15 protein-coding genes and 1 tRNA gene are annotated in these 20051 nt (G+C 64.7%); 11 read left to right on the top strand and 5 right to left on the bottom strand.

The window, feature by feature from the left end:
* The first annotated feature begins 34 nt into the window (after nucleotides 1–34).
* The 4 genes from AC6JAC_RS18280 to AC6JAC_RS18265 are packed head-to-tail and all read left to right on the top strand — an operon-like array spanning nucleotide 35 to nucleotide 6111.
* Nucleotides 35–1714: an ABC transporter permease subunit gene (locus AC6JAC_RS18280; protein WP_497965916.1), complete on the top strand. Its 1680-nt coding sequence runs from the start codon at nucleotides 35–37 to the stop codon at nucleotides 1712–1714.
* Nucleotides 1711–2691 (top strand): sugar ABC transporter permease, encoded by a 981-nt coding sequence (locus AC6JAC_RS18275; RefSeq protein WP_497965914.1) that lies wholly within the window; start codon nucleotides 1711–1713, stop codon nucleotides 2689–2691. The genes AC6JAC_RS18280 and AC6JAC_RS18275 overlap by 4 nt, the downstream gene beginning before the upstream one ends.
* A gap of 2 nt (nucleotides 2692–2693) precedes the next feature.
* Nucleotides 2694–4706, top strand: a complete 2013-nt coding sequence (locus AC6JAC_RS18270; RefSeq protein ID WP_497965912.1) for a glycoside hydrolase family 13 protein — start codon at nucleotides 2694–2696, stop codon at nucleotides 4704–4706.
* A 34-nt stretch (nucleotides 4707–4740) separates the two neighbouring features.
* Nucleotides 4741–6111, top strand: a complete 1371-nt coding sequence (locus AC6JAC_RS18265) for an FAD-binding oxidoreductase (protein WP_497965910.1) — start codon at nucleotides 4741–4743, stop codon at nucleotides 6109–6111.
* A 12-nt stretch (nucleotides 6112–6123) separates the two neighbouring features.
* Here the strand turns inward: AC6JAC_RS18265 and AC6JAC_RS18260 are convergent, their stop codons facing one another.
* The 4 genes from AC6JAC_RS18260 to AC6JAC_RS18245 form a co-directional block, all read right to left on the bottom strand.
* Nucleotides 6124–7539: a DUF4032 domain-containing protein gene (locus AC6JAC_RS18260; RefSeq protein ID WP_028271385.1), complete on the bottom strand. Its 1416-nt coding sequence runs from the start codon at nucleotides 7537–7539 to the stop codon at nucleotides 6124–6126.
* 116 nt (nucleotides 7540–7655) lie between these two features.
* Nucleotides 7656–8738, bottom strand: a complete 1083-nt coding sequence (locus tag AC6JAC_RS18255) for an ABC transporter ATP-binding protein (protein WP_028271384.1) — start codon at nucleotides 8736–8738, stop codon at nucleotides 7656–7658.
* 257 nt (nucleotides 8739–8995) lie between these two features.
* Entirely contained in the window at nucleotides 8996–9814 is an 819-nt protein-coding gene (gene otsB, locus AC6JAC_RS18250; RefSeq protein ID WP_497966862.1) for a trehalose-phosphatase, read from the bottom strand.
* Nucleotides 9804–11306: an alpha,alpha-trehalose-phosphate synthase (UDP-forming) gene (locus AC6JAC_RS18245; RefSeq protein ID WP_028271382.1), complete on the bottom strand. Its 1503-nt coding sequence runs from the start codon at nucleotides 11304–11306 to the stop codon at nucleotides 9804–9806. Before AC6JAC_RS18245 ends, otsB begins: the two co-directional genes overlap by 11 nt.
* A gap of 180 nt (nucleotides 11307–11486) precedes the next feature.
* Between AC6JAC_RS18245 and AC6JAC_RS18240 the strand changes: the two genes are divergently transcribed.
* The 4 genes from AC6JAC_RS18240 to AC6JAC_RS18225 all read left to right on the top strand — a co-directional run bounded on the left by AC6JAC_RS18240 (nucleotide 11487) and on the right by AC6JAC_RS18225 (nucleotide 15591).
* On the top strand, nucleotides 11487–12377 hold the full coding sequence (locus AC6JAC_RS18240) for a DsbA family protein (protein WP_454697654.1): 891 nt from the start codon (nucleotides 11487–11489) through the stop codon (nucleotides 12375–12377).
* Nucleotides 12378–12531: 154 nt separating this feature from the next.
* Nucleotides 12532–12608 (top strand) — tRNA-Thr (locus tag AC6JAC_RS18235).
* A 180-nt stretch (nucleotides 12609–12788) separates the two neighbouring features.
* A complete protein-coding gene (locus AC6JAC_RS18230) occupies nucleotides 12789–14081 on the top strand; it encodes a C-glycoside deglycosidase beta subunit domain-containing protein (RefSeq protein ID WP_497965907.1) in 1293 nt (430 codons plus the stop codon).
* A gap of 31 nt (nucleotides 14082–14112) precedes the next feature.
* Complete coding sequence (locus tag AC6JAC_RS18225) at nucleotides 14113–15591, top strand: C-glycoside deglycosidase beta subunit domain-containing protein (protein WP_497965905.1); 1479 nt, start codon at nucleotides 14113–14115, stop codon at nucleotides 15589–15591.
* 57 nt (nucleotides 15592–15648) lie between these two features.
* Here the strand turns inward: AC6JAC_RS18225 and AC6JAC_RS18220 are convergent, their stop codons facing one another.
* Nucleotides 15649–16593 carry a LysR family transcriptional regulator gene (locus AC6JAC_RS18220; protein ID WP_043438706.1) on the bottom strand — a complete coding sequence of 315 codons (945 nt, stop codon included), beginning with the start codon at nucleotides 16591–16593 and terminating at the stop codon, nucleotides 15649–15651.
* Nucleotides 16594–16826: 233 nt separating this feature from the next.
* Here AC6JAC_RS18220 and AC6JAC_RS18215 point away from each other — a divergent pair, with 233 nt between their 5' ends.
* From AC6JAC_RS18215 to AC6JAC_RS18205, 3 genes are read left to right on the top strand one after another with little or no spacing between them, the layout of a single operon-like run.
* Entirely contained in the window at nucleotides 16827–18119 is a 1293-nt protein-coding gene (locus AC6JAC_RS18215; RefSeq protein WP_497965903.1) for an ABC transporter substrate-binding protein, read from the top strand.
* Between the two features lie 53 nt (nucleotides 18120–18172).
* A complete protein-coding gene (locus tag AC6JAC_RS18210; protein WP_028271376.1) occupies nucleotides 18173–19132 on the top strand; it encodes a carbohydrate ABC transporter permease in 960 nt (319 codons plus the stop codon).
* A 2-nt stretch (nucleotides 19133–19134) separates the two neighbouring features.
* Nucleotides 19135–19971: a carbohydrate ABC transporter permease gene (locus tag AC6JAC_RS18205; protein WP_454697658.1), complete on the top strand. Its 837-nt coding sequence runs from the start codon at nucleotides 19135–19137 to the stop codon at nucleotides 19969–19971.
* Nucleotides 19972–20051 lie beyond the last annotated feature (80 nt).

Raw genomic sequence — 20051 nt, 5'->3', positions numbered from 1 at the left:
CACGGCCCGCTTCTCCCAAGGACCATAGACAGCCATGCCCAAAACCGATCTTTTCCAGGATTCCCCGCAACCCCCGTCGCCATCATCGTTGCCAGGAGCATCGCCAGCAGCTTCGCCAGCACGGAAGGGCACCACGCAAGACCAGCCGGGCGGGGTCCGTAAAGGCCGCTTCGGCCAGGATTCCACCAAGGGAATCGTCGCCAAGATCGTGCTCCTGGGCCTTGTGGACGCCCTGGCCGTCTACGTCCTGATGATGCTTTTCCTCAGCCAGTCCTGGGGTGCGCTGGGGGTCTCCTCCGCCGTCGTGCTGGCCATTAACTGGATCTACCTCCGCAAGGGGGGACTGCCCGCCAAATACCTGGCCCCGGGCGTGCTGTTCCTGCTGGTGTTCCAGGTCTTCGTGGTGCTGTTCAGCGGATACATCGCCTTCACCAATTACGGCGACGGGCACAACAGCACCAAGGATGACGCCATCGCGGCCATCCAGCTCACCGCGCAGAAGCGCGTTCCGGACTCGCCCGCATACAAGGCAGCTGTGCTCACCAAGGGCAACGACTTCTACCTGCTGTTCACCGATCCGGACGGCAAGGCCACGATCGGCAGCACCGGCACCCCGCTGAAGGAAGTGCCCGACGCCGGAACCGACTCCGCCGGCAAGGCCAACTCCGTCGACGGCTACCAGACGCTGACCTTCCAGGAAATCGTCGCCAACCAGCAGGAGATCCTGGCCATCACCGTACCCGTCTCGGACAACCCGGCTGACGGCACGCTGCGCACGGCAGACGGAAGCAACGCCTACGAGTTCAAACCGGCGCTGACGTATGACGCCGCGGCGGATACCTTCACCGACACCGACACGGGGGCCGTCTACCGCGACAACGGCAAGGGCGCCTTCGCGGACGGCAACGGCGAAACCCTCACCACGGGCTGGAAGATCGACGTCGGCATGGAAAACTTCGCCCGCGCCTTCACCGATCCGAGCCTGCGCGGCCCGCTGCTGGGCGTCATCCTGTGGACGTTCACCTTCGCCGTCACGTCGGTGGCACTGACCTTTGCGCTGGGCCTGTTCCTGGCCGTCACGTTCAACCGCGAGGACCTGCGCGGCAAGAAGGTGTACCGGATCCTGATGATCCTGCCCTATGCGTTCCCCGCGTTCCTGTCCGGCCTGGTCTGGTCCGGCATCCTCAACCCGCAGTTCGGCTGGCTCAACCAGACGCTGCTGGGCGGAGCAACGATCGGCTGGCTCACCGACCCCTTGCTGGCCAAGGTCAGTGTCCTGGTGGTCAACCTCTGGCTCGGCTTCCCGTACATGTTCCTGGTCTGCACCGGCGCCCTCCAGTCGCTGCCCACCGAACTCGACGAAGCCGCCCGGATGGATGGGGCCGGCCCGTGGCGGGTGTTCCGGTCCATCAAGCTGCCCCTCCTGCTGGTCTCCATCGCCCCGCTGCTGATTTCCTCGTTCGCCTTCAATTTCAACAACTTCAATGTGATCTACATGCTCACCGGCGGCGGACCGCGCTTCGCCGACACGGACCGGGACATTGGAGCCACTGACATCCTGATCACCCTCGTGTACAAGGTTGCCTTCGGGCAGGGAACCGGCCGTGACTACGGCCTCGCCAGCGCCCTGGCGATCATCATCTTCATCATCGTGGCCACAGTTTCGGCCATCAGCTTCAAGCAGACCAAAGCACTCGAGGACGTGAACTCATGAACGGGTCAACGGCACGCACACGCACGACGGCGGCACCCGCCGCAGGCTCCACCGTCACCGCTGGTGGCACCGCAGAAGGAGCCACCGACGTCGATCAGCTGAGGCTGCTGCACCGGCGGCGCACGTTCGGGGCCTGGTTCAAGGACAAGGGCTGGCGCCACCTTGTGGGAATCGCGGTCACCATCTTCGCGATCTTCCCGCTGCTCTATGTCTTGTCCGCCGCGTTCAACTCCACCGGCACCCTCGTGGGCTCGAACGCGCTTTTCAGCAAACTCGACCTCGGCAACTTCACCGCTTTGTTCAACGACCCGTCCCGGCCGTTTGGCCGCTGGTTCGTGAACACCATGGTTGTGGGTGTGGTGACCTCGGCAGCGACGGTGTTCCTGGGGGCAATGGCCGCCTACGCCTTTTCCCGCATGCGGTTCAAGGGTCGCCGGATCGGACTGCTGAGCCTGCTCCTGCTCCAGATGTTCCCGCAACTGCTGGCCGTGGTGGCCATCTTCCTGCTGCTGAGCGGAATCTCCGAGGTCATTCCCGCCCTGGGCCTGGGCAGCCAGCTCGGCCTGATCATGGTGTACCTCGGCGGGGCACTCGGGGTGAACACCTACCTCATGTACGGCTTCTTCAACACCGTTCCGCAGTCCCTGGACGAGGCGGCGAAGATTGACGGCGCCAGTCACGTGCAGATCTTCTTCGGCATCATCCTGCGCCTGGTCACGCCGATCCTCGCAGTGGTGGGGCTGCTCGCCTTCATCGGCATCTCCAGCGAATTCGTGATCGCCAGCGTGGTGCTGACCGATCCGGACAGCCAGACGCTCGCGGTCGGACTCTACTCCTTCGTCGCCCAGCAGCGCTCTGAGAACTGGGGAGTCTTCGCCGCCGGTGCCGTGCTCGCCGCCGTCCCGGTGATGGCACTGTTCCTGTTCCTGCAGCGCTACATCGTCAGCGGCCTCACCCAGGGCTCGGTCAAAGGCTGAGCATGGCGTCATACCTCCAGCCCGGCCCGGCCGCGCACTGCCCCCTCCCGCACCACGACGGTTCGCCGCTGCATGCGCCCCAGCACACCGCACTGGGCGATACCGCCCGGCTCCGCATCAGGGTCCCCGCAGCGTGGGGGCATGCGGCCCGGGTCTGGGTGCGGTCGGTCCAGGACGGCGAGCCGCGGTACGACGCCGCCCGCAGCCTGGGGGAGTCGGACGGCTGGACCTGGTGGGAATCCGAAATGACAGTCACCAACCCGGTGGCGCGGTACCGGTTCCTGCTGGAAGTCGCGGCCGTCCAGTACGACGGCGGGACGCCCGGTAGCGGGACGCCCGGTGCCGGGCGTCCCGGAACGGTGACAGCAGCCGTCGGCCAGGGGTACTGGAGCCTCAACGCCCAGGGACTGTTCCGCCGCGACGTCTCCGACTATGCGGACTTCCGGCTGACAGCGTTTCCCGCTGCGCCCCAGTGGCTGCACCGGGGAACGATGTACCAGGTGTTTCCGGACCGCTTTGCACGCTCCGCGGACGCCGGCTCGCACCCGGCGCCTGACTGGGCCATCCCGTCCGGCTGGGACCACACACCCGTGCAGGGAACCGGGCCGGCCACGCCGTTCCAGTTCTACGGCGGGGACCTCACCGGGGTGGCCGAAAAGCTGGACCATATCCAGGGACTCGGCGCCGACATCATCTACCTGACGCCGTTCTTCCCGGCACGTTCCAACCACCGCTACGACGCCTCCACCTTCAACGCAGTGGATCCCCTGCTTGGCGGGGACGATGCCCTCGTGAAACTGGTGGAAGCGGCACACGCCCGCGGTATCAAAGTGATGGGCGACCTCACCGCCAACCATTCCGGCGATGCCCACGAGTGGTTCCGGCAGGCGCTCGCCGATCCGGCATGCCCTGAATCCGGCTACTACTATTTCACCGGATCCAGGGAGCAGGGCAGCGGGCAGCAGGGATCCGGGGAGCAGGGTGCCCGGACCTACGAGGCCTGGTACGGCGTTGCGTCGCTGCCCAAGCTCAACTGGTCCTCCGACGAGCTTAAGCACAAGTTCGTCCTGGACGACGACTCCCCGGTGGCCCGCTGGCTCAGGCCCCCGTTCAACCTGGACGGCTGGCGGATCGACGTCGGCAACATGACCGGCAGGCTGGGCGCCACCGACCTCAACCGGGAGGTGGCCCGGCTGATCGCTGACCGGGTCCGGGACATTAACCCCGAAGCCGCCTTGCTGGCCGAAGCCACCAACGATGCCGCACCGGACTTCACCGGCGAACACTGGCACGGCGCCATGACCTACGCCAATTTCACCCGTCCGCTGTGGTCGTGGCTGGCCGGGGACGCCGCCCACGTCAATTTCTTCGGCACCCCCCTTGCCGGCCCCAACCGGATGGGCGCCGAGGATTTCCTCGCCACCCACCTGGACCTGGCGGCAGCCTTCAGCTGGGACCTCCGGCTCCAGAACATGAACGCCCTGAACAGCCATGACACCGCACGTGCCGCCACAGTGATGATCGACGGCGGGCAGCTGCTCGGGGCCGTCATGATGTTCACCCTTCCCGGTGTTCCTGTGGTCTTCGCGGGGGACGAGTTCGGACTCACGGGACACAACGGCGAAGACGCCAGGACGCCGATGCCGTGGGATGACCCCCGCCGGGTCGAGGCGGACCTCCGCGCCAGCTATTCGTCCCTGGCCTCCCTGCGCCGTGGTCATCCGGCGCTCACCGAGGGCGGCATCCGCTGGCTGTACGCCGACGGCGACGCACTCGCCTATGTACGGGAGACGGCGGAAAGCGCGGTCCTGGTGTTCGTGGCACGCGCAGCCGCCCGGGCGGACCTCGCCGCCGGCGCACTGTCTCCGGCCCAAGTCGCCGCACTCGGTGCAGAGGCTGCCTTCAGCACAGGCGACGTCAACACCGGGGCGGGGAACGCTGGCGTTAGCCTCAGCGCCGGCGACGCCGCGGCCGCGGTCTGGGTGCTTCCGGGGACGGCCGTGCCTGCCGTTTAGACTGGAGGCCGGATTCGACGGACCTGGAGGCCGCATGAGCAACATTGTTGACGAGCTCAAAACCATCCTGGAGCCAGGCAAGCTGGCCGTGGACGAAATGACTTTGGCCCGTTACGCCGTGGACCAGGCACCGGTTGTGGACTACCAGCTGCCGCTGGCCGTCGTCTGGGCCGAAACTGTCGAAGACGTCCAGGCTGTGGTCGGTGCGTGCGCCAAGCACGGTGCGCCCATAGTTGCCCGCGGGGCCGGCACCGGGGTTTCCGGCGGTGCACACGCCAGCCCGGGATGCATCGTGCTGAGCCTTGAACGCATGAACCGCATCCTCGCCCTGAACCCGGACGACGAGACCGCCGTCGTCGAACCCGGCGTGATCAATGCCGACCTTAACGACGCAGCAGCGGTCCACGGGCTGATGTATGCCCCGGATCCCGCGAGCTTCCGCACATCAACCCTCGGCGGCAACGTTGCCACCAACGCGGGCGGCCTGCGCTGCGCCAAGTACGGCGTCACCCGCGATTCGGTGCTGGCCCTCGACGTGGTCCTGGCGGACGGCTCCCTCATTCACACCGGGCACCAGACATTCAAGGGCGTTGCCGGCTACGACCTGACCGGGCTGTTCGTTGGCTCGGAAGGAACACTCGGCATTGTGGTCGGGGCGACGCTGCGGCTGAAGTACCTGCCCCGCGAAGTGCACACCATCGCCGGGTTCTATCCTGACTTCCGCAGCGCCGCGGCCGGTGTCCTGGCCGTGGGCAAGGCGCGCGTGCAGCCGGCCATCATGGAGCTGCTCGACGGCGGTTCGCTGCATCAGCTCGATGAGATCCATGGCTCGGACCTGAGCTCCCGGGGCGCTTCGCTCCTGCTGATCCAGACGGACGGCTTCGGGGCTGCCGCGGAAGCCGATGTGGTCCGCGAGGTCCTTGCCGCCGGCGGAGCCACAGTGACCACCGAAGCCAGCGCGGAAGCCGAACAGCTGGTGGAACTGCGGCGAAACAGCCGCGGCGTTGAAGTGGACGACGAATACCGGGTGGGGGAGGACGTGGCCGTGCCGCGCTCGCGGCTTGTGGACTACATCGGCGAGCTTGAAGCGATGGCCGTGGCCCACGGCGTGCAGCTCAAAGTGGTGGCGCACGCCGGCGACGGCAACCTGCACCCTACCTTCTGGGTGGACCGCGTGGACCACCAGGTGGACGCCGACGCCATGCAGCGGCTGGGCGAATGCCTGGACAGATCAATCACGGTGGCCCTGGCGATGGGCGGAACCATCACCGGCGAGCACGGGATCGGACAGTACAAACTGCGGTGGCTCGGCCTGGAACAGCCCGAACCCGTCAGGGAACTGCAGCGCCGGATCAAACATCTCTTCGATCCGGCCGGCATCCTGAACCCCGGAAAAGCGATCTAGGGGCAGGCCAGCCTAGTCGTCGGAGTCGGGGTACTCGTCGATGTCCTCGTCGCCGTACCGGGACTGCTCGGTTTCCACTTCGAGGATCTTGAGCAGCTCGGTGTCCGGGTTGAGCATGATCGCTGCCTCGTCGCGGCGGTGCCGGAGGATGGAGTCGATGTAGGACTGCACGGCCTCCGCCAGCGGAATGTGCCGTTCCTGCTTCTCGGACATGTACCAGCGGTGTTCCAGCACTTCATGGACTGCTTCCGCCGGTTCCAGCTTGCCTGAGAGGTCGCGCGGAATTGAGCGCACAATGGGCTCGAAGATCTGGCTGACCCACAGGTGGGCGCTGTATTCCTCATCCATCTTCGGGTTGTTGTCCGCGCGGAAGGAGTCCATGTCGTTGAGCAGGCGGCGCGCCTGGTTCTCCTGGGCATCCAGTCCGGTCAGCCGCAGCAGCCGGCGCTGGTGGTGTCCGGCGTCCACCACCTTGGGCTGGAGCTGGATGGTGGTGCCGTTCTGGGTGGTCTTGATGGCGTATTCCTCAACATCGAATCCCAGCTCGTTGAGTTTCCGGATCCGGGCGGCCACACGCCAGCGTTCGCCGATCTCGAAGGATTCCTTCTCGGTAAGCTCGGTCCAGAGGCGCCGGTAGCTGTCCATGATGAGCTCGCTGGTGGCCACCGGGTCCACCTTTTCTTCGATCAGACCGCCGTCCAGCAGGTCCATCAGCTCACCGGCGATGTTGACCCTGGCAATCTCGAGATCGTACTCGCGCTGGCCGGTGGACAGGTCCGGGTACAGCTCGCCCGTCTCGGCGTCCACGAGGTAGGCGGCGAAGGCTCCGGCGTCGCGCCGGAAGAGGGTATTGGAGAGCGAGACGTCGCCCCAGTAGAAACCGATGAGGTGGAGGCGAACCATCAGCAGCGCCTGGGCATCGATCAGCCGGGTGAGGGTGTCTTTGCGCAGCATCTGTGAGAACAGCGCCCGGTAGGGCATGGAGAACTTCAGGTGCCGCGTGACCAGCACCGGATTCAGGGGCCTGCCGTCCGGTGTGGTGCGGCCGGTGATAACAGCTACGGGCTCCACGCAGGGCACGTCCAGGCGCGCCAGCTTGCGGAGCATGTGGTACTCGTGGCGGGCCACATGTTCGGAGGTTTCCTTGATGGCGATCACCGAACCGCCCAGGTGGGCGAAGCGCACGATGTGCCGGGAGATGCCCCGGGGGAGCGCTGCGAGGTATTCCGCAGGCCAGTCCTCCAGCGCGATGTGCCAGGGCAGATCCAGGAGTTCGGGATCAGCAGCGGCCGCGGTGATGCTCAGGTTGCTTGAGACGTTGGAACTCTTGTCGTCGTTGGCACTGGCCGCTTCAAACCGAGGTAGTTTGCCGATCTGGCCGTAGTCGGTGGGTTCGTCGTGCCATTGGGCGTTGCTTTCCTCGGTCATGTGCCAATTCTTCCGTACGTAGGGGCAGGCGGCCTAAACAAACGTCAGGAAACCGCGCTTAAATCACGACGGCGGCCCGTCCAGTGAGGAGGGGCCGCCGCCGTTCAGTGCAAAGGCTAGTCGCCGAGGCGCAGGCCGGTCTTGGTGTCGAACAGGTGCACGTGTCCGGACTGCGGGCGAACGTAGATGGACTCACCCTTCATCGGAGGACGGCGGCCGTCGACGCGTGCCACGATGTCGTGGCTCTTGCCGTCCAGCGTGGTGTGGCCGTAGACGTAGGCGTCGGCGCCGAGTTCTTCGACGACGTCGACCTCAACCTGGAGGCCTTCACCGGCGGCGACCTGCTCCAGGTCCTCCGGGCGTGAACCGAGGGTGACAGTGGCGCCGTGGGCCTCTTCGAGGATGTTGCGCGGTACCGGGTAGACAGTCCCGCCGAACTGGACGCCGCCGTCGACGACGGGGAGTTCCAGCAGGTTCATGGCAGGGGAGCCGATGAAGCCGGCGACGAAGACGTTCTTGGGCTTGTCGTAGAGGTTGCGCGGGGTGTCAACCTGCATCAGCAGGCCGTCCTTCAGCACAGCCACGCGGTCACCCATGGTCATGGCCTCGACCTGGTCGTGGGTCACGTAGACCGTGGTGACGCCCAGGCGGCGGGTCAGGGATGCGATCTGCGTACGGGTCTGGACGCGGAGCTTGGCGTCAAGGTTTGAGAGCGGCTCGTCCATGAGGAAGACCTGCGGGTTACGCACGATGGCGCGGCCCATGGCAACACGCTGGCGCTGACCGCCGGAGAGTGCCTTCGGCTTGCGGTCCAGGTACGGCTCGAGGTCAAGAAGCTTGGCTGCTTCGCGGACACGCTCGGCGCGCTCTTCCTTGCTGACGCCGGCGATCTTCAGCGCGAAGCCCATGTTGTCCGCAACGGTCATGTGCGGGTACAGGGCGTAGTTCTGGAAGACCATCGCGATGTCGCGGTCCTTCGGCGGAACATCGGTGACGTCGCGGTCTCCAATGAGAATGCGGCCTGCGTTGACGTCCTCAAGACCTGCGAGCATGCGCAGGGAGGTGGACTTGCCGCAGCCGGAGGGTCCAACGAGGACCAGGAATTCGCCATCGGCGATGTCGATGTTGAGCTTATCGACGGCGGGCTTATCGGTGCCCGGGTACAGACGTGTTGCGTTATCAAAAGTAACTGTAGCCACAGTTATCAATCCCTTCACCGGCAGGTACGTGCCGGACGATCCGTTGTGAATGGTTCATGTTTATTCAGTTGTCCACGGTCTTTCAGCCGTGTACTCCCCGGCCGAAGCCGAGGAGTATCGCGTGACGCCGCACGGTGTCTGTGCGCCACATCACAAACAGAGTATGTCAGATTTTATGCAATTGGGTGCAAATGTTACGGGCGTCACATGTGAGATTCGCGACCCCGCCCGTGCCGGGCGGTGGTTTTACGACGGTGCTAAGCGGATTCCGCCAGCGCCAGGGTGCGTTCGCGGAGCAGTGTTTCCAGTAGTTCGGCGATGTGCACGGGCGCCTCGACGCGGAACTGCGCCTGCGTGAAATCGAGCCCCACCTTCACGCCCACGTCGCCCGGATACAGCCGTCCCAGGGCGTCTTCATCCGTGGTGTCGTCCCCCGCGAACACCACCGCTGTGGCGTCCGTTGCCTGGCGCAGGAAGGCCATTCCCTCACCCTTGGAAGCGTGGACGACGGACGTCTCCAGTACGCGGTTGCCGTTCTTCAGGTACACGTCCGGCCGGTCCTGCAGGGCAGCGCGGGCAGCGGCGACGGCGTCTTCGGCCACGTCGTCGGCGGCCAGGCGGGTGTGGAGCACCACGCCGGCCGGTTTGTCCTCCAGCAGGGTTCCCGGCGCCTGTTCCACGATCTCTTCCAGGATGTGGCGGACTTCTGCCAGCAGGGTCAGCTGGTCCGGGTCCAGGGTGAGCTCGGAAGAACCCGGCCCCAGCCAGGCCTCGGCACCGTGGCTGCCGATGAGGAGCGTCTCCGGTGGCGGCGAAGCGACCGACCGGAGGCTGGCGAGGGCACGGCCCGAGATGAGTGCCGTCGTCGTTCGCGGGAGGGCGGCCAGAGCGGCGAAGGCGGCCGCGGACCGGGGGAGGGGACGGGCATCAGCCGCGTGGTCAACGAGCGGGGAGATTGTTCCGTCAAAATCCATGGCAACCAGGAGCTGCTCGGTGGCGGCCACTTTCTTGAGGGCCGCCAGGAGTTCCGGCGGAAGCGTGAGGGGCGTCTTGTCCGGGGCTGCCTCAGGTGTCATCACGGACCACTTTCTCTTTGAGCGCTGCAAGGAAATCGGCTGACCAGTGATCGACATCGTGGTCCAGGATCTGCTTGCGCATGGACCGCATCCGGCGGCCCGCCTCGGCCGGTTGCATGTTGACGGCCCGCATGATGGTGTCCTTGAGGCCGTCGATGTCGTGCGGGTTCATCAGCAAGGCCTGCTTGAGCTGGTCCGAGGCACCGGCGAATTCGCTGAGCACCAGGGCGCCGTCGTTGTTGGTGCGGGCGGTCACGTACTCCTTGGCGACCAGGTTCATGCCGTCACGCAGTGCCGTGACCAGCATGACGTCGGCCGCCAGGTACAGGGCCACCATCTCGTCGATGGGGTAGCTGTGGTGAAGGTAGCGGACCGCCGTGTTTTGCATGGTGTCGTAGGTGCCGTTGATGTGGCCCACGGTGCCCTCCACCTCCTCGCGCAGGAGCCGGTACTGCTCCACCCGCTCCCGGCTGGGGCTCGCCACCTGGATCAGGGCCGCGTCCTCCACCGTAACCTTGCCGTCGGCCAGCAGTTCCTCGTAGGCCTTGAGCCGGTGCCGGATGCCCTTGGTGTAGTCGAGGCGGTCGACTCCGAGGAGGATGGTCTTCGGATTGCCAAGGTCCCGGCGGATCTGGTGGGCGCGCTCGATGATCTCCGGCTGGCGGGCCAGTTCGCTGATCTGCTTGACGTCGATGGAGATGGGGAACGCCTGCGCCCGGGCAATGTGGGTTGTTGCGCCGTCCGGGCCCTTGACGTGCACCTGCTGCTGCTTGACGCTGGCGCCGAGGAAGCGGCGGGCTGAACGCATGAAGTTGCCGGCGTCGCTGGGGCGCTGGAAGCCCACCAGGTCGGCCCCGAGGAGGCCGTCAATAATGGCCTGGCGCCACGGGAGCTGGGCGAAGATTTCCGGCGGGGGGAAGGGGATGTGGTTGAAGAACCCGATCTTGAGGTCCGGGCGCGCTTCGCGGAGCATCTTGGGTACCAGCTGCAGCTGGTAGTCCTGCACCCAGACGGTGGCTCCCTGGTCGGCGTGCCGGACCACGGCGTCAGCAAACCGCCGGTTGACCTTCCGGTAGGAATCCCACCAGGTCCGGTGGAATTCCGGCGGCGCAATCACGTCGTGATACAGCGGCCAGAGCGTGGCGTTGGAAAAGCCCTCATAGAAGAGTTCGACGTCGTCCGTGCTCAGCTGGACCGGGACCAGGTCCATGCCTCCATGGCTGAAGGGCTTGACGGTCTCGTCCGGGGCGCCGTGCCAGCCCACCCACGCGCCGTCGGTCTTGGTCATCATCGGAGCCAGGGCGGTCACCAGGCCGCCCGGCGACCGGCGCCAGCCGCCGTCGCAGCCCCTGTCCTCCGGGGCGCAGCGGTCAACCGGGAGCCGGTTGGACACGACCATGAAGTCATACAGCGCGGCAGCCTCGTGGCCATCGCCGTGCGCGGGTTTTCCTGCAGCTGTTGCTTCGGATTTGTCACGGTGCGTAGTGTGCATTGGTGCCCCTTGGGTTGCTAATGGCTCGAAGTCAACCCTAGTCGGCTGGAATCTTCCGTGCTATCCATCCGTTGGGCAGACGGACGGAAACTTGAAGGCGCAAGCTCTCAGGTTTCTCCCCTAAACTGACAAAGTTGCCACTGATGTGGTCCGCACCTGGCCGATCGACCCGAGGAACTGATGAGCGCCGCAAACGAACCCCGCAAGTCCAAAGCAGAACGCACTGCCGAGGCCCGCGAGAAAGCCCGTGAAATCCGTGAGGCGCAGCTGAAAAAGGACAAGCGCAATAAGCTCCTCATCGGCTGGGGCATTGTGGTGGCTGTTGTGGCCATCCTCGCAATCGTTGCACTGGTAGTCAGTTCCAATATCAGGAACAACGCTCCCGTGGCAGACGAAGGCCCCACCCCCGCCAACGGCAACATCCACGGCGGCGTGACGCTGCTGGCAAACTCCGAGGTAGTGAAGTCCGATCCCGCCACGGTCAACGTTAAGGATGTCCCCAGCAAGCCGGAAACCCCGCCTGCAGAGGTCAAGGCACCCGGCGCAGAGGCGGAAGCCGGCAAGCCCGTGAAGGTGGTCGTTTATATCGACTTCATCTGCCCCGTCTGCAAGCGGTTTGAAACCACTTATAACGAACAGCTGACCAGCCTCCGCAACGAAGGCAAGATCTCGCTGGAGTACAGGCCGCTGGGCTTCCTGGACCTGCAGTCCACCACCAACTACTCCTCCCGCGCGGCCAACGCTGCGGCCTGCGTAGTCAACGAATCGCCCGAAAAGTACTCCGACTTCGTCAACGCACTCTTCGAGAAGCAGCCCGCAGAAGGCAGCGCCGGCCTTTCGGACGACGATCTGAAGAAGATGGCCACAGACGTGGGCGCCAAGAGCATCGACACCTGCGTGGAAGAGAAGAAGTACCGGCCATACGTAAAGGTGGCCACGCAGGAAGCTGCTGCCATCGGTGTGACCGGCACTCCGACGGCCTTCGTGGACGGCAAGCAGTGGGGCAAGGGCGACTCCGCCAATACCGACCTGATCCCGTTCATTCAGGCCGCAATCGACGCCAAGGGCTGACACCCCCTCGCACATCAGGCCAGCGGCCCGGTACCGGAACCATCCGGCACCGGGCCGCTGCCGTTTTTACCAGCGGGGCGTCCTTGGGCTAACCTTATCTAGCACTGCACCCAGTGCCTCCGTTGCGCCTGATCCGTCAGGCAGAAACAGGCACGCCTCCTTAGCTCAGTTGGCCAGAGCACCGCTCTTGTAAAGCGGGGGTCGTCGGTTCGAATCCGACAGGGGGCTCCACGAAGGTCCTGATCTGAGGTTTGTCACCCCAGCTCAGGGCCTTTTGCGGTTTAAATGCACGGGTAGCTTTAGGGGGCCGGGTGCCGCACGGCGCCGTTAGGCAGAATCATTGCAAACTTAGGTATGAAACCGACATAATGCTGTTAGTCTGGTTTCCGCACCTAGAGAGAGTGAGCAACGATGCTTCTCGAAAGAGACCTCATCCAGTCCGTCGGCTTCCGCAATGTCACTGAGGGCGGCCGCGTGACCGGCTTCCAATTCCGGGTCCGGATGCCTTCCTACCGGGGCATGGCGGCGTCCCTCATCGACGGCATCGCCGTTCGGGTGGGCAACGTCGTCGACGTCGGCCCGGGCGTTCCGCTCTGGACCTTCGGGGGCCGGACTTACAGCCTCCAGCAGCTTTGGGACAGCGACGGCGTGCGCTGGCCCCTCGAGGAAGCGGCCGTGGTCACCGTTCCGTTCGACGGAGGCCTGCCGCAGGGTGTCCATCAGATCACCATCGAGCTGCGGCTGCGGATGTCCTACATTCCGGTGGAGCACCAGCCCACCATTCACCGGGTCAGCCGCAACGTGACGCTGGCGCCGGAAGGCGGCGAGGGCACCTTCCGGTACGGCGTTTCCCTCTACAGCTTCATGGGCGACTATGGCACGGTAATGGACTTGGAAACAGCCCTGGCCGCGGTTGCAGATGTGGGCGCCACCGGCGTCGAAATCCTCGGCGAAGGCCACATTCCCAACTATCCGGAACCCTCTGCCGGCTGGACCGATAACTGGTTCAGCCTGCTGGAGAAGTACTCGCTCGAGCCCACCAACTATGGTTCCTGGATCGACACGCGGCTGCACCCGGGCCGGAGCATGACCGTCGCCGAGGGTGCGGCTGCGCTGCAGCGGGACCTGAGGCTCGCCAACCAGCTGGGGTTCGGGTTCGTGCGCCCCAAGATCGGAGTGGTGTCCGGCGACCTGGTTCCGGACCCCATCTGGACCGAATCCGTGGAGCGCTCCCTGGACCTTGCCCACGAGTTGGGGATCGTCATCTGCCCTGAGATTCACTCGCCCACCCCCATCAAGCACCCTGTGGTCGATGACTACATCGGCCTGATCGAACGGACCGGCACCAAAAACTTCGGCCTCCTGATCGATACCGGGATCTTCCAGGACCGGCCGATCCCGCTGCGGAAAGGGGAGGCCCGCGAGACGCGGCCCGCCTTCCTTGACGGCATCGGCGTCGATCCTGCCGACTTCGCCGCCATCGCCCAGTACGTGGTGTTTGTCCAAGCCAAGTTCCACGACATCAACGAGCAGTTGGAAGACCAGCAGATTCCCTGGCTGCCCGTACTCAAGGCGCTCAAGGACTCCGGCTACACCGGCTACCTGTCCAGCGAATACGAAGGAGAACGGGAGCCCTGGCGCGCCATCGAACAGGTGCGGCGCCAGCATGCCCTGATCCGCCGCGTCACGTCCGACCTCACCTGACCCATCCCACCTCCCAGCGAAGGGAACACCCATGCCCAACGGACTCCTTGACGATTCAAGCCTCCGCACCCACCCCGAAGGCCTTGCCCTGGCCCTGACACTCCCGTGGTACCGGAGCTTGTGGCTCTCTTCGGTCAGCACCCTCCGGCTCACCGTCAACGGCCAGGACGTCCCCGCGGAGGACCTTTTCCTGGAACTGGGCGGCGTCCGTTACGCACTCGCGGACCTGCCGGCCCAAAGCCAAACCCTCTGGTACCTCCAGGAACACCCGCTGCTGATAGCAAGGCGAGATAACACTGTCTCCCTGGGGGAGAGGGTCCGGGTCCGGCTGATCGGGGAACTGCGCCTGCCCTACATGCAGATTGCCCCGGGCCAGGACGGCGGCCCCGGCATGTACGTCCCCAACTTCGTGGACCAGACACTCGACCTGGCCGTCACGGACAGGGCAGCGCGGGCGCCGGAACTGACCGCGGCAGCCACGCCGGCCCCGCCGAAGGCCGAAGAAGATCCCTTCTCGCTGGGGCTCACCCTCTACTCGGCAAGTGCCGAGTTCCGGGCCGGCTGGTACGACTTCGATGGTCTGCTGAACCGTGTTGCCGAACTGGGCATCGGCCCCGGCATTGAAATCGTGGCATCCCAGGTCCTGCCCACCTATCCGAACGTGACAGACGACTTCGTGCGCTCCTGGCACGCGGCTTTCGACAAACACGGCTTCACCGCTAGCTCCTTTGGCGCCAACCTGGACATGGGCCGCCGCCGGGACCGCGACATGACCCCGGACGAGGAATACGAGTTCACCGAGACGCTGTTCCACGGCGCCAAAAAGCTCGGCTTCCCGCTGGTCCGGATCCAGAGCGCCAAGCCCGAACTGCTTCGCAGGCTCCTGCCGCTCGCCGAGAACCTGGAACTCAAGCTCGCGTATGAGATCCATGCGCCGCTGGGGCCGAATTCCCCGGAGATCATGAAGGTCCGGGACGTGTACGCGGAGCTGGACTCACCGCTGCTGGGGTTCGTGGCCGACTTCTCCTCCACCATGCACAGCATGTCCCCGACGCTCCTGCGCGCGGTCCGCCGCGCGGGGCTCGACGACGAAGCCATTGAGAAGCTGCAGGCCATCTGGGCCACCGACGCCCCGATGCGGGCACGGCAGGAGGAGTTCATCGGGTACCTGCGGGGACGTGACTTCGACCCCGCGCGCCTTGGTTCCTTCGCACACCTGGCGTTCAACATGCACGGCCGCGTCAGCCCGAAGGATTGGGCCGACATCATGCCGCAGATCATGCATGTGCACGCGAAGTTCTACGACATCGACGAGCAGGGGAACGAGCCGGCCATTGACTATCCGGAACTGGTCCGCATTTTCGTCGACGGCGGGTACCGCGGCTACTGGTCAAGCGAGTGGGAGGGCCACGCCTTTGCTGAGCTCGGCGAGGTGGACCCGCTGCTGCTGGTCCGGAAACAGCACGATCTCATCCGTAAGAGCATGCGGGCAGCGTTGACCCCAGCCTGAGCTGCATGACCGAGTAGCCTCGATGCCCGTCCACTCTTGTGGCGGGCATCGAGGTGCTTAACCGGTTTCCTTGGCTGCGGCCGCTGCCACGATGTCCCCGGCCTCCTTGAAGAGGCCCCGCATCCACTCGTGTTCGGAGTCGCGGTTGTGCACCGGGTGCCACCACAAGGCATTGACCAGCGGTGTGGCATCGAAGGGCAGCGGCAGGACCCGCACGCCGCCGACGCGCAGCGCGAACGGTACCAGTGCCGCCTGAATGAGGGCGATCCGGTTGGTTCCCACCACAAAGTGCGGCAAGGACTGGAAACTTTCCACCACCACGTCCACGCGCGGCTCAACGCCAAGCTGCATGATCTGGCGTTCGGCCGACGTCGAGGCTGAGCGCGTCTGGTAGGTCATCACCCAGGGCAGCTCGGCGATGTTCTCCATGGTGATGTGCTCGCCGACGGCGTCATTGGACGTGGAGACGACCGCCACCCACCCGTCCCTCCACAGGTCCAGGTAGGGGAGCCCGGTCAGGAAGCCGTGCGGAATGACCATGCCGTCCACGGAGCGAAGGCGGTTGGCGGCATCCTCCACCACCATTGGATTGTGCAGCATAAAGCGGAACCTGACTCCAGGTGCGCGTTCGGCTGCAAGCTCGGAGGCGACCCGGCCAATGGTCGTAAAGCCGTAATCGGAGCCGTAGATGGAAAACTCCCGTTCGGACTCGGCGGGCTCCCAACTTGCCTGGCTCTCAAAGACGCGCCGTGCCGCTTCGAGTGCAGTAGTGGTGTGCTCCGCCAGCCGCAGGGCGAACGGCGTCAGTTCATAGGCATTCCCGCGGCGGGCCAGGATGGGGTCCCCGAAATGGGAGCGGAGCCGCGCAAGGGAGGCGCTGAGGGCCGGCTGGCTCAGATGAAGCCTCTCCGCCGCCCTCGTGACGCTCCGCTCCGTGATGAGGGCATCCAGCGAGATCAGCAGGTTCAGGTCTAGCCGGGAAAGCAGGACGTGGTTCGTCACGGCGGGCATTCTTTCGACGGTGAATTAAGTTCCCTGAGTGTATCAGTGGCATCGATACATTGGATGATGCACATAACACTCTTCTATGCAAGAGGACTGCTCCGACCCCCGTGAAACTTATGTCTGTCATCGGCAAGACTTATGTGCTTTTTCTACACATCTCCTGCATACTGATGAGTGACCGGGGTCACGGCTCCCGGAATTCTTCGACAATGAAGTCAGAAAGGCTGGACATGACACAGCACCGTCGCTACTCGGGCATAAAGGTCGGCGCCCTCGCCGTCCCAACGATCGCAGCCCTCGTCCTCACAGGCTGCTCGGCCCCCGCCAGCAGCAGTTCACCCGCAGGAGGGGCGCAGGAATTCTCCCTGTCGTTCGCCACCTCGAACACCATCGAGAGCCCGTTCCAGGTACTGGCTGAGAAGTACATGGCGTCGCATCCCAACGTGAAGATCACGTTCAACCCGCAGCCCAATGACTCCTACGACCAGACTCTTCGCACCCAGCTCCAAGCCGGAAACGCGTCCGACGTCGTGGTGACCTCGCCGGGTTCCGGCACCGGCCGCAGCATCCTGCCGCTCGTTCAGGCAGGTTTCCTTGAGGCCTTGGACGAAAGCGCCAAGGAACTGGTCCCCGAGGGCAGCGAAGCGCTCTTCGGAACCGACGGGAAGGTCTACGGCCAGGCGCCGGAGATCACCGTGGTTGGTTTGGTCGCCAATGAAACAGCTGCCACGGCGGCCGGTGGGTCCGGCTTCCCGTCAGACTTCGCCGCCCTCGAGGACCAGTGCAAGTCGCTCGCGTCGTCCGGCAAGTCGTTCATTGCACTGGCCGGATCCGCCGCTCCCAACACCGGCCTGATGGCGATGTCCCTCGCGGCGTCCCGCGTCTACGCCGGGGACCCGAAGTGGAACGAAAAGCGGGCAGCCAAGGAGACCACCTTCGCAGGATCGGACGGCTGGAAGGCATCGCTGGAGGCAGTGACTGCACTCAATGACGCAGGCTGCTTCCAGAAGGGCGCAGCGGGTGCCGGATTCGACGCCATCACCAAGGGCCTTGCCAGCGGAAATTCTGTTGCCGGCTTCATCCCGGGCCCGAGCTGGAAGCAGCTGAAGACCGCAGCTGCCGGTTCCGAATTCAATGTGCGGGCGCTTCCGGCGGAGGCGAGCTCCGAAGGCTTCGTCTACGCCAGCGCCAACTACGCATTTTCCATCAACGCAGCGTCCAAGAACAAGGATGCTGCCAAAGCGTTCCTCGACTGGGCGGCTGAGCCTGAGCAGACCAAGGCCTTCGCGGAAATCGACGGCGCCCTCCCTGTCACCGGCCTCGACAGCTATGACTTCAACGGCGGCGCCTACAAGAACGTCGGTGACCTGATCAAGGACGGCAAGTACGGCCCGCTGCCGAACAGCCAGTGGCCCAACTCCGCCGTGTATGACGCCCTCGCCACCGGCGTCCAGGGCCTCATCACCGGACAGAAAACTGCCGACCAGGTACTCCAGGCCATGGATACAGCCTGGGGACAGTGACAGCTCCGGATCACCACAGTTCCAACGACTCCAAGGGACAAGCAAGGAATACCATGACTGCGACGATGCAACCGAAAAGCGAAGCAGCTAAAGCACCCCTGCGAGGCAGGCGTGCTCCGGGGGAAGGGGAAACCCCCCGTCCCCGGAGCACGGGCCTGCAGTTGGGACATTGGTGGTGGGCGCTGCCCGGGATCGTCCTGGTCATCGCCATCCACTACGTGGCAACGGGTATCGGCGGCTTCTTCGCCTTCACCAACTGGACCGGCATCGGCTCGTTCAAGATTGTGGGCTGGCAGAACTTCGAAGCCATCTTCAAGGACCCCACCAAGCTCGGCGCCCTGACCAATACGCTCTTCCTGGCCTTTGGTTCAGTGCTTCTCGGCAACGTCGGCGGGCTCATCATCGCCCTCGGCCTCAACCGGATGCTGAAGACGCGGTACATCCTCCGCACCCTCTTCTTCATGCCCGTGGTGCTCAGCCCGCTGGCCACTGCCTACGTCTGGAAGTACATCTTCGACTTCGACGGCCCCATCAACGTCTTCCTCACCTCAATAGGCGCCGGCGACCTCGCCAAACCATGGCTCGCCGACCCCCAGTGGGCGGTCTGGACAGTGCTGGTGGTGCTTGTCTGGGGATCCACAGGTTTTGCCATGGTGATCTTCATGGCCGGACTTGCAGGGGTGCCGGTGGAAGTCGAGGAGGCGGCCGCCATCGACGGCGCGAACCTGTGGCAGCGCTTCCGGAACGTCACCCTGCCGGCCATCCGCCCCGCCATTGCAATTGCCACCACGCTGGGAATCGTCCAGGGCCTCCGGGTCTTCGATCCCATCATGGCCCTGACCAACGGTGGACCCGCCGGCGCCACCGAAACCCTGGCCACCCAGGTCTACAAGCAGGCATTCGCACTCGGAAACTTCGGTGGCGGTGCCGCCCTCGCCCTGGTGCTCGCCGCCATCATTCTGTTCTTCGCCGTTATCCAGCAGCGGCTGACGCGATCGAACCCCGAGGACTGACCATGTTCCGCTACACGAAACTCACCCTGCTCCGCGAAATTGGCCTCTGGGCCCTGGCGCTGATCTTCCTCGCCCCGTTCTACTTCCTGGTGACCACCGCCCTGAAGCCGGACAGCGAGATGTACACCACCTCACCCCTGGCGCTCCCGAAAAACCCGGACTTCAGCAACTTCGTGGCCGTCCTGACCGCCACGGGTAACTCCAACGTCGTCCTGGGCCTGGTAAACAGCATCATCATTACCGCGGGGAGCATCGTCGGGCTGATCGCGCTCGGTTCAATCACGGGGTACGTCATTTCCCGCAGCACCCGTCGCTGGAGCAAGGGTGCGTACTACCTTTTCCTGATTGCCATCATCCTTCCCGGCCAGCTCGGCGCCGTGCCCCTCTATATGGGTGCACGCGCCATGGGCCTCACAGGATCCGCGTGGGGCCTGATCGTCCTCTACACCGGCATGCTGCTGCCGCTGTCGATCTTCCTCTACTCCAACTTCTTCCGGGGGCTCGGCACGGACTACGAGGAAGCGGCAACCATTGACGGTGCCAGCAGGTCCCAGATTTTTGCCAAGGTGGTGCTGCCCATGATGGCTCCCGCCACCGGAACTGTCACCATCTTCGCGGGACTCATTGTGTGGAACGACTTCTTCACCTCGCTGATCTTCCTGGGAGGCTCGGCCAACCAGACGCTGCCGGTGGCCATGTACTACTACATCGGGTCCCTGGTTTCAGAGTGGAATTCGATCTTTGCGATCGTGATCGTGTCCATGATTCCCATCCTGGCGCTGTTCCTCTTCGCGCAGAAGCGCTTCATCCAGGGCTTCTCCGGCGGTCTTAAGGGCTGACCTCAACGATTGACTACCGCGCAGCGTCCTGACGCTTCGTGGCGATCCTCCACACCCAAAAACGGTCCGAACCCCCAAGT

It is taken from the genome of Arthrobacter sp. KUASC02 (genome assembly GCF_059739395.1).
The sequence above is the reverse complement of the archived record's forward strand: the minus strand, read 5'-3'. Positions and strand labels throughout refer to the sequence as shown.

What these genes read in the sequence shown, in the direction of transcription:
- AC6JAC_RS18240 (WP_454697654.1), top strand. Translation starts at nt 11,487, where the DNA reads ATGAGCGCCGCAAACGAACCCCGCAAGTCCAAAGCAGAACGCACTGCC.
- AC6JAC_RS18225 (WP_497965905.1), top strand. Translation starts at nt 14,113, where the DNA reads ATGCCCAACGGACTCCTTGACGATTCAAGCCTCCGCACCCACCCCGAA.
- AC6JAC_RS18275 (WP_497965914.1), top strand. Translation starts at nt 1,711, where the DNA reads ATGAACGGGTCAACGGCACGCACACGCACGACGGCGGCACCCGCCGCA.
- AC6JAC_RS18230 (WP_497965907.1), top strand. Translation starts at nt 12,789, where the DNA reads ATGCTTCTCGAAAGAGACCTCATCCAGTCCGTCGGCTTCCGCAATGTC.
- AC6JAC_RS18270 (WP_497965912.1), top strand. Translation starts at nt 2,694, where the DNA reads ATGGCGTCATACCTCCAGCCCGGCCCGGCCGCGCACTGCCCCCTCCCG.
- AC6JAC_RS18245 (WP_028271382.1), bottom strand. Translation starts at nt 11,306, where the DNA reads ATGCACACTACGCACCGTGACAAATCCGAAGCAACAGCTGCAGGAAAA.
- AC6JAC_RS18280 (WP_497965916.1), top strand. Translation starts at nt 35, where the DNA reads ATGCCCAAAACCGATCTTTTCCAGGATTCCCCGCAACCCCCGTCGCCA.
- AC6JAC_RS18260 (WP_028271385.1), bottom strand. Translation starts at nt 7,539, where the DNA reads ATGACCGAGGAAAGCAACGCCCAATGGCACGACGAACCCACCGACTAC.
- AC6JAC_RS18205 (WP_454697658.1), top strand. Translation starts at nt 19,135, where the DNA reads ATGTTCCGCTACACGAAACTCACCCTGCTCCGCGAAATTGGCCTCTGG.
- otsB (WP_497966862.1), bottom strand. Translation starts at nt 9,814, where the DNA reads ATGACACCTGAGGCAGCCCCGGACAAGACGCCCCTCACGCTTCCGCCG.
- AC6JAC_RS18215 (WP_497965903.1), top strand. Translation starts at nt 16,827, where the DNA reads ATGACACAGCACCGTCGCTACTCGGGCATAAAGGTCGGCGCCCTCGCC.
- AC6JAC_RS18210 (WP_028271376.1), top strand. Translation starts at nt 18,173, where the DNA reads ATGACTGCGACGATGCAACCGAAAAGCGAAGCAGCTAAAGCACCCCTG.
- AC6JAC_RS18265 (WP_497965910.1), top strand. Translation starts at nt 4,741, where the DNA reads ATGAGCAACATTGTTGACGAGCTCAAAACCATCCTGGAGCCAGGCAAG.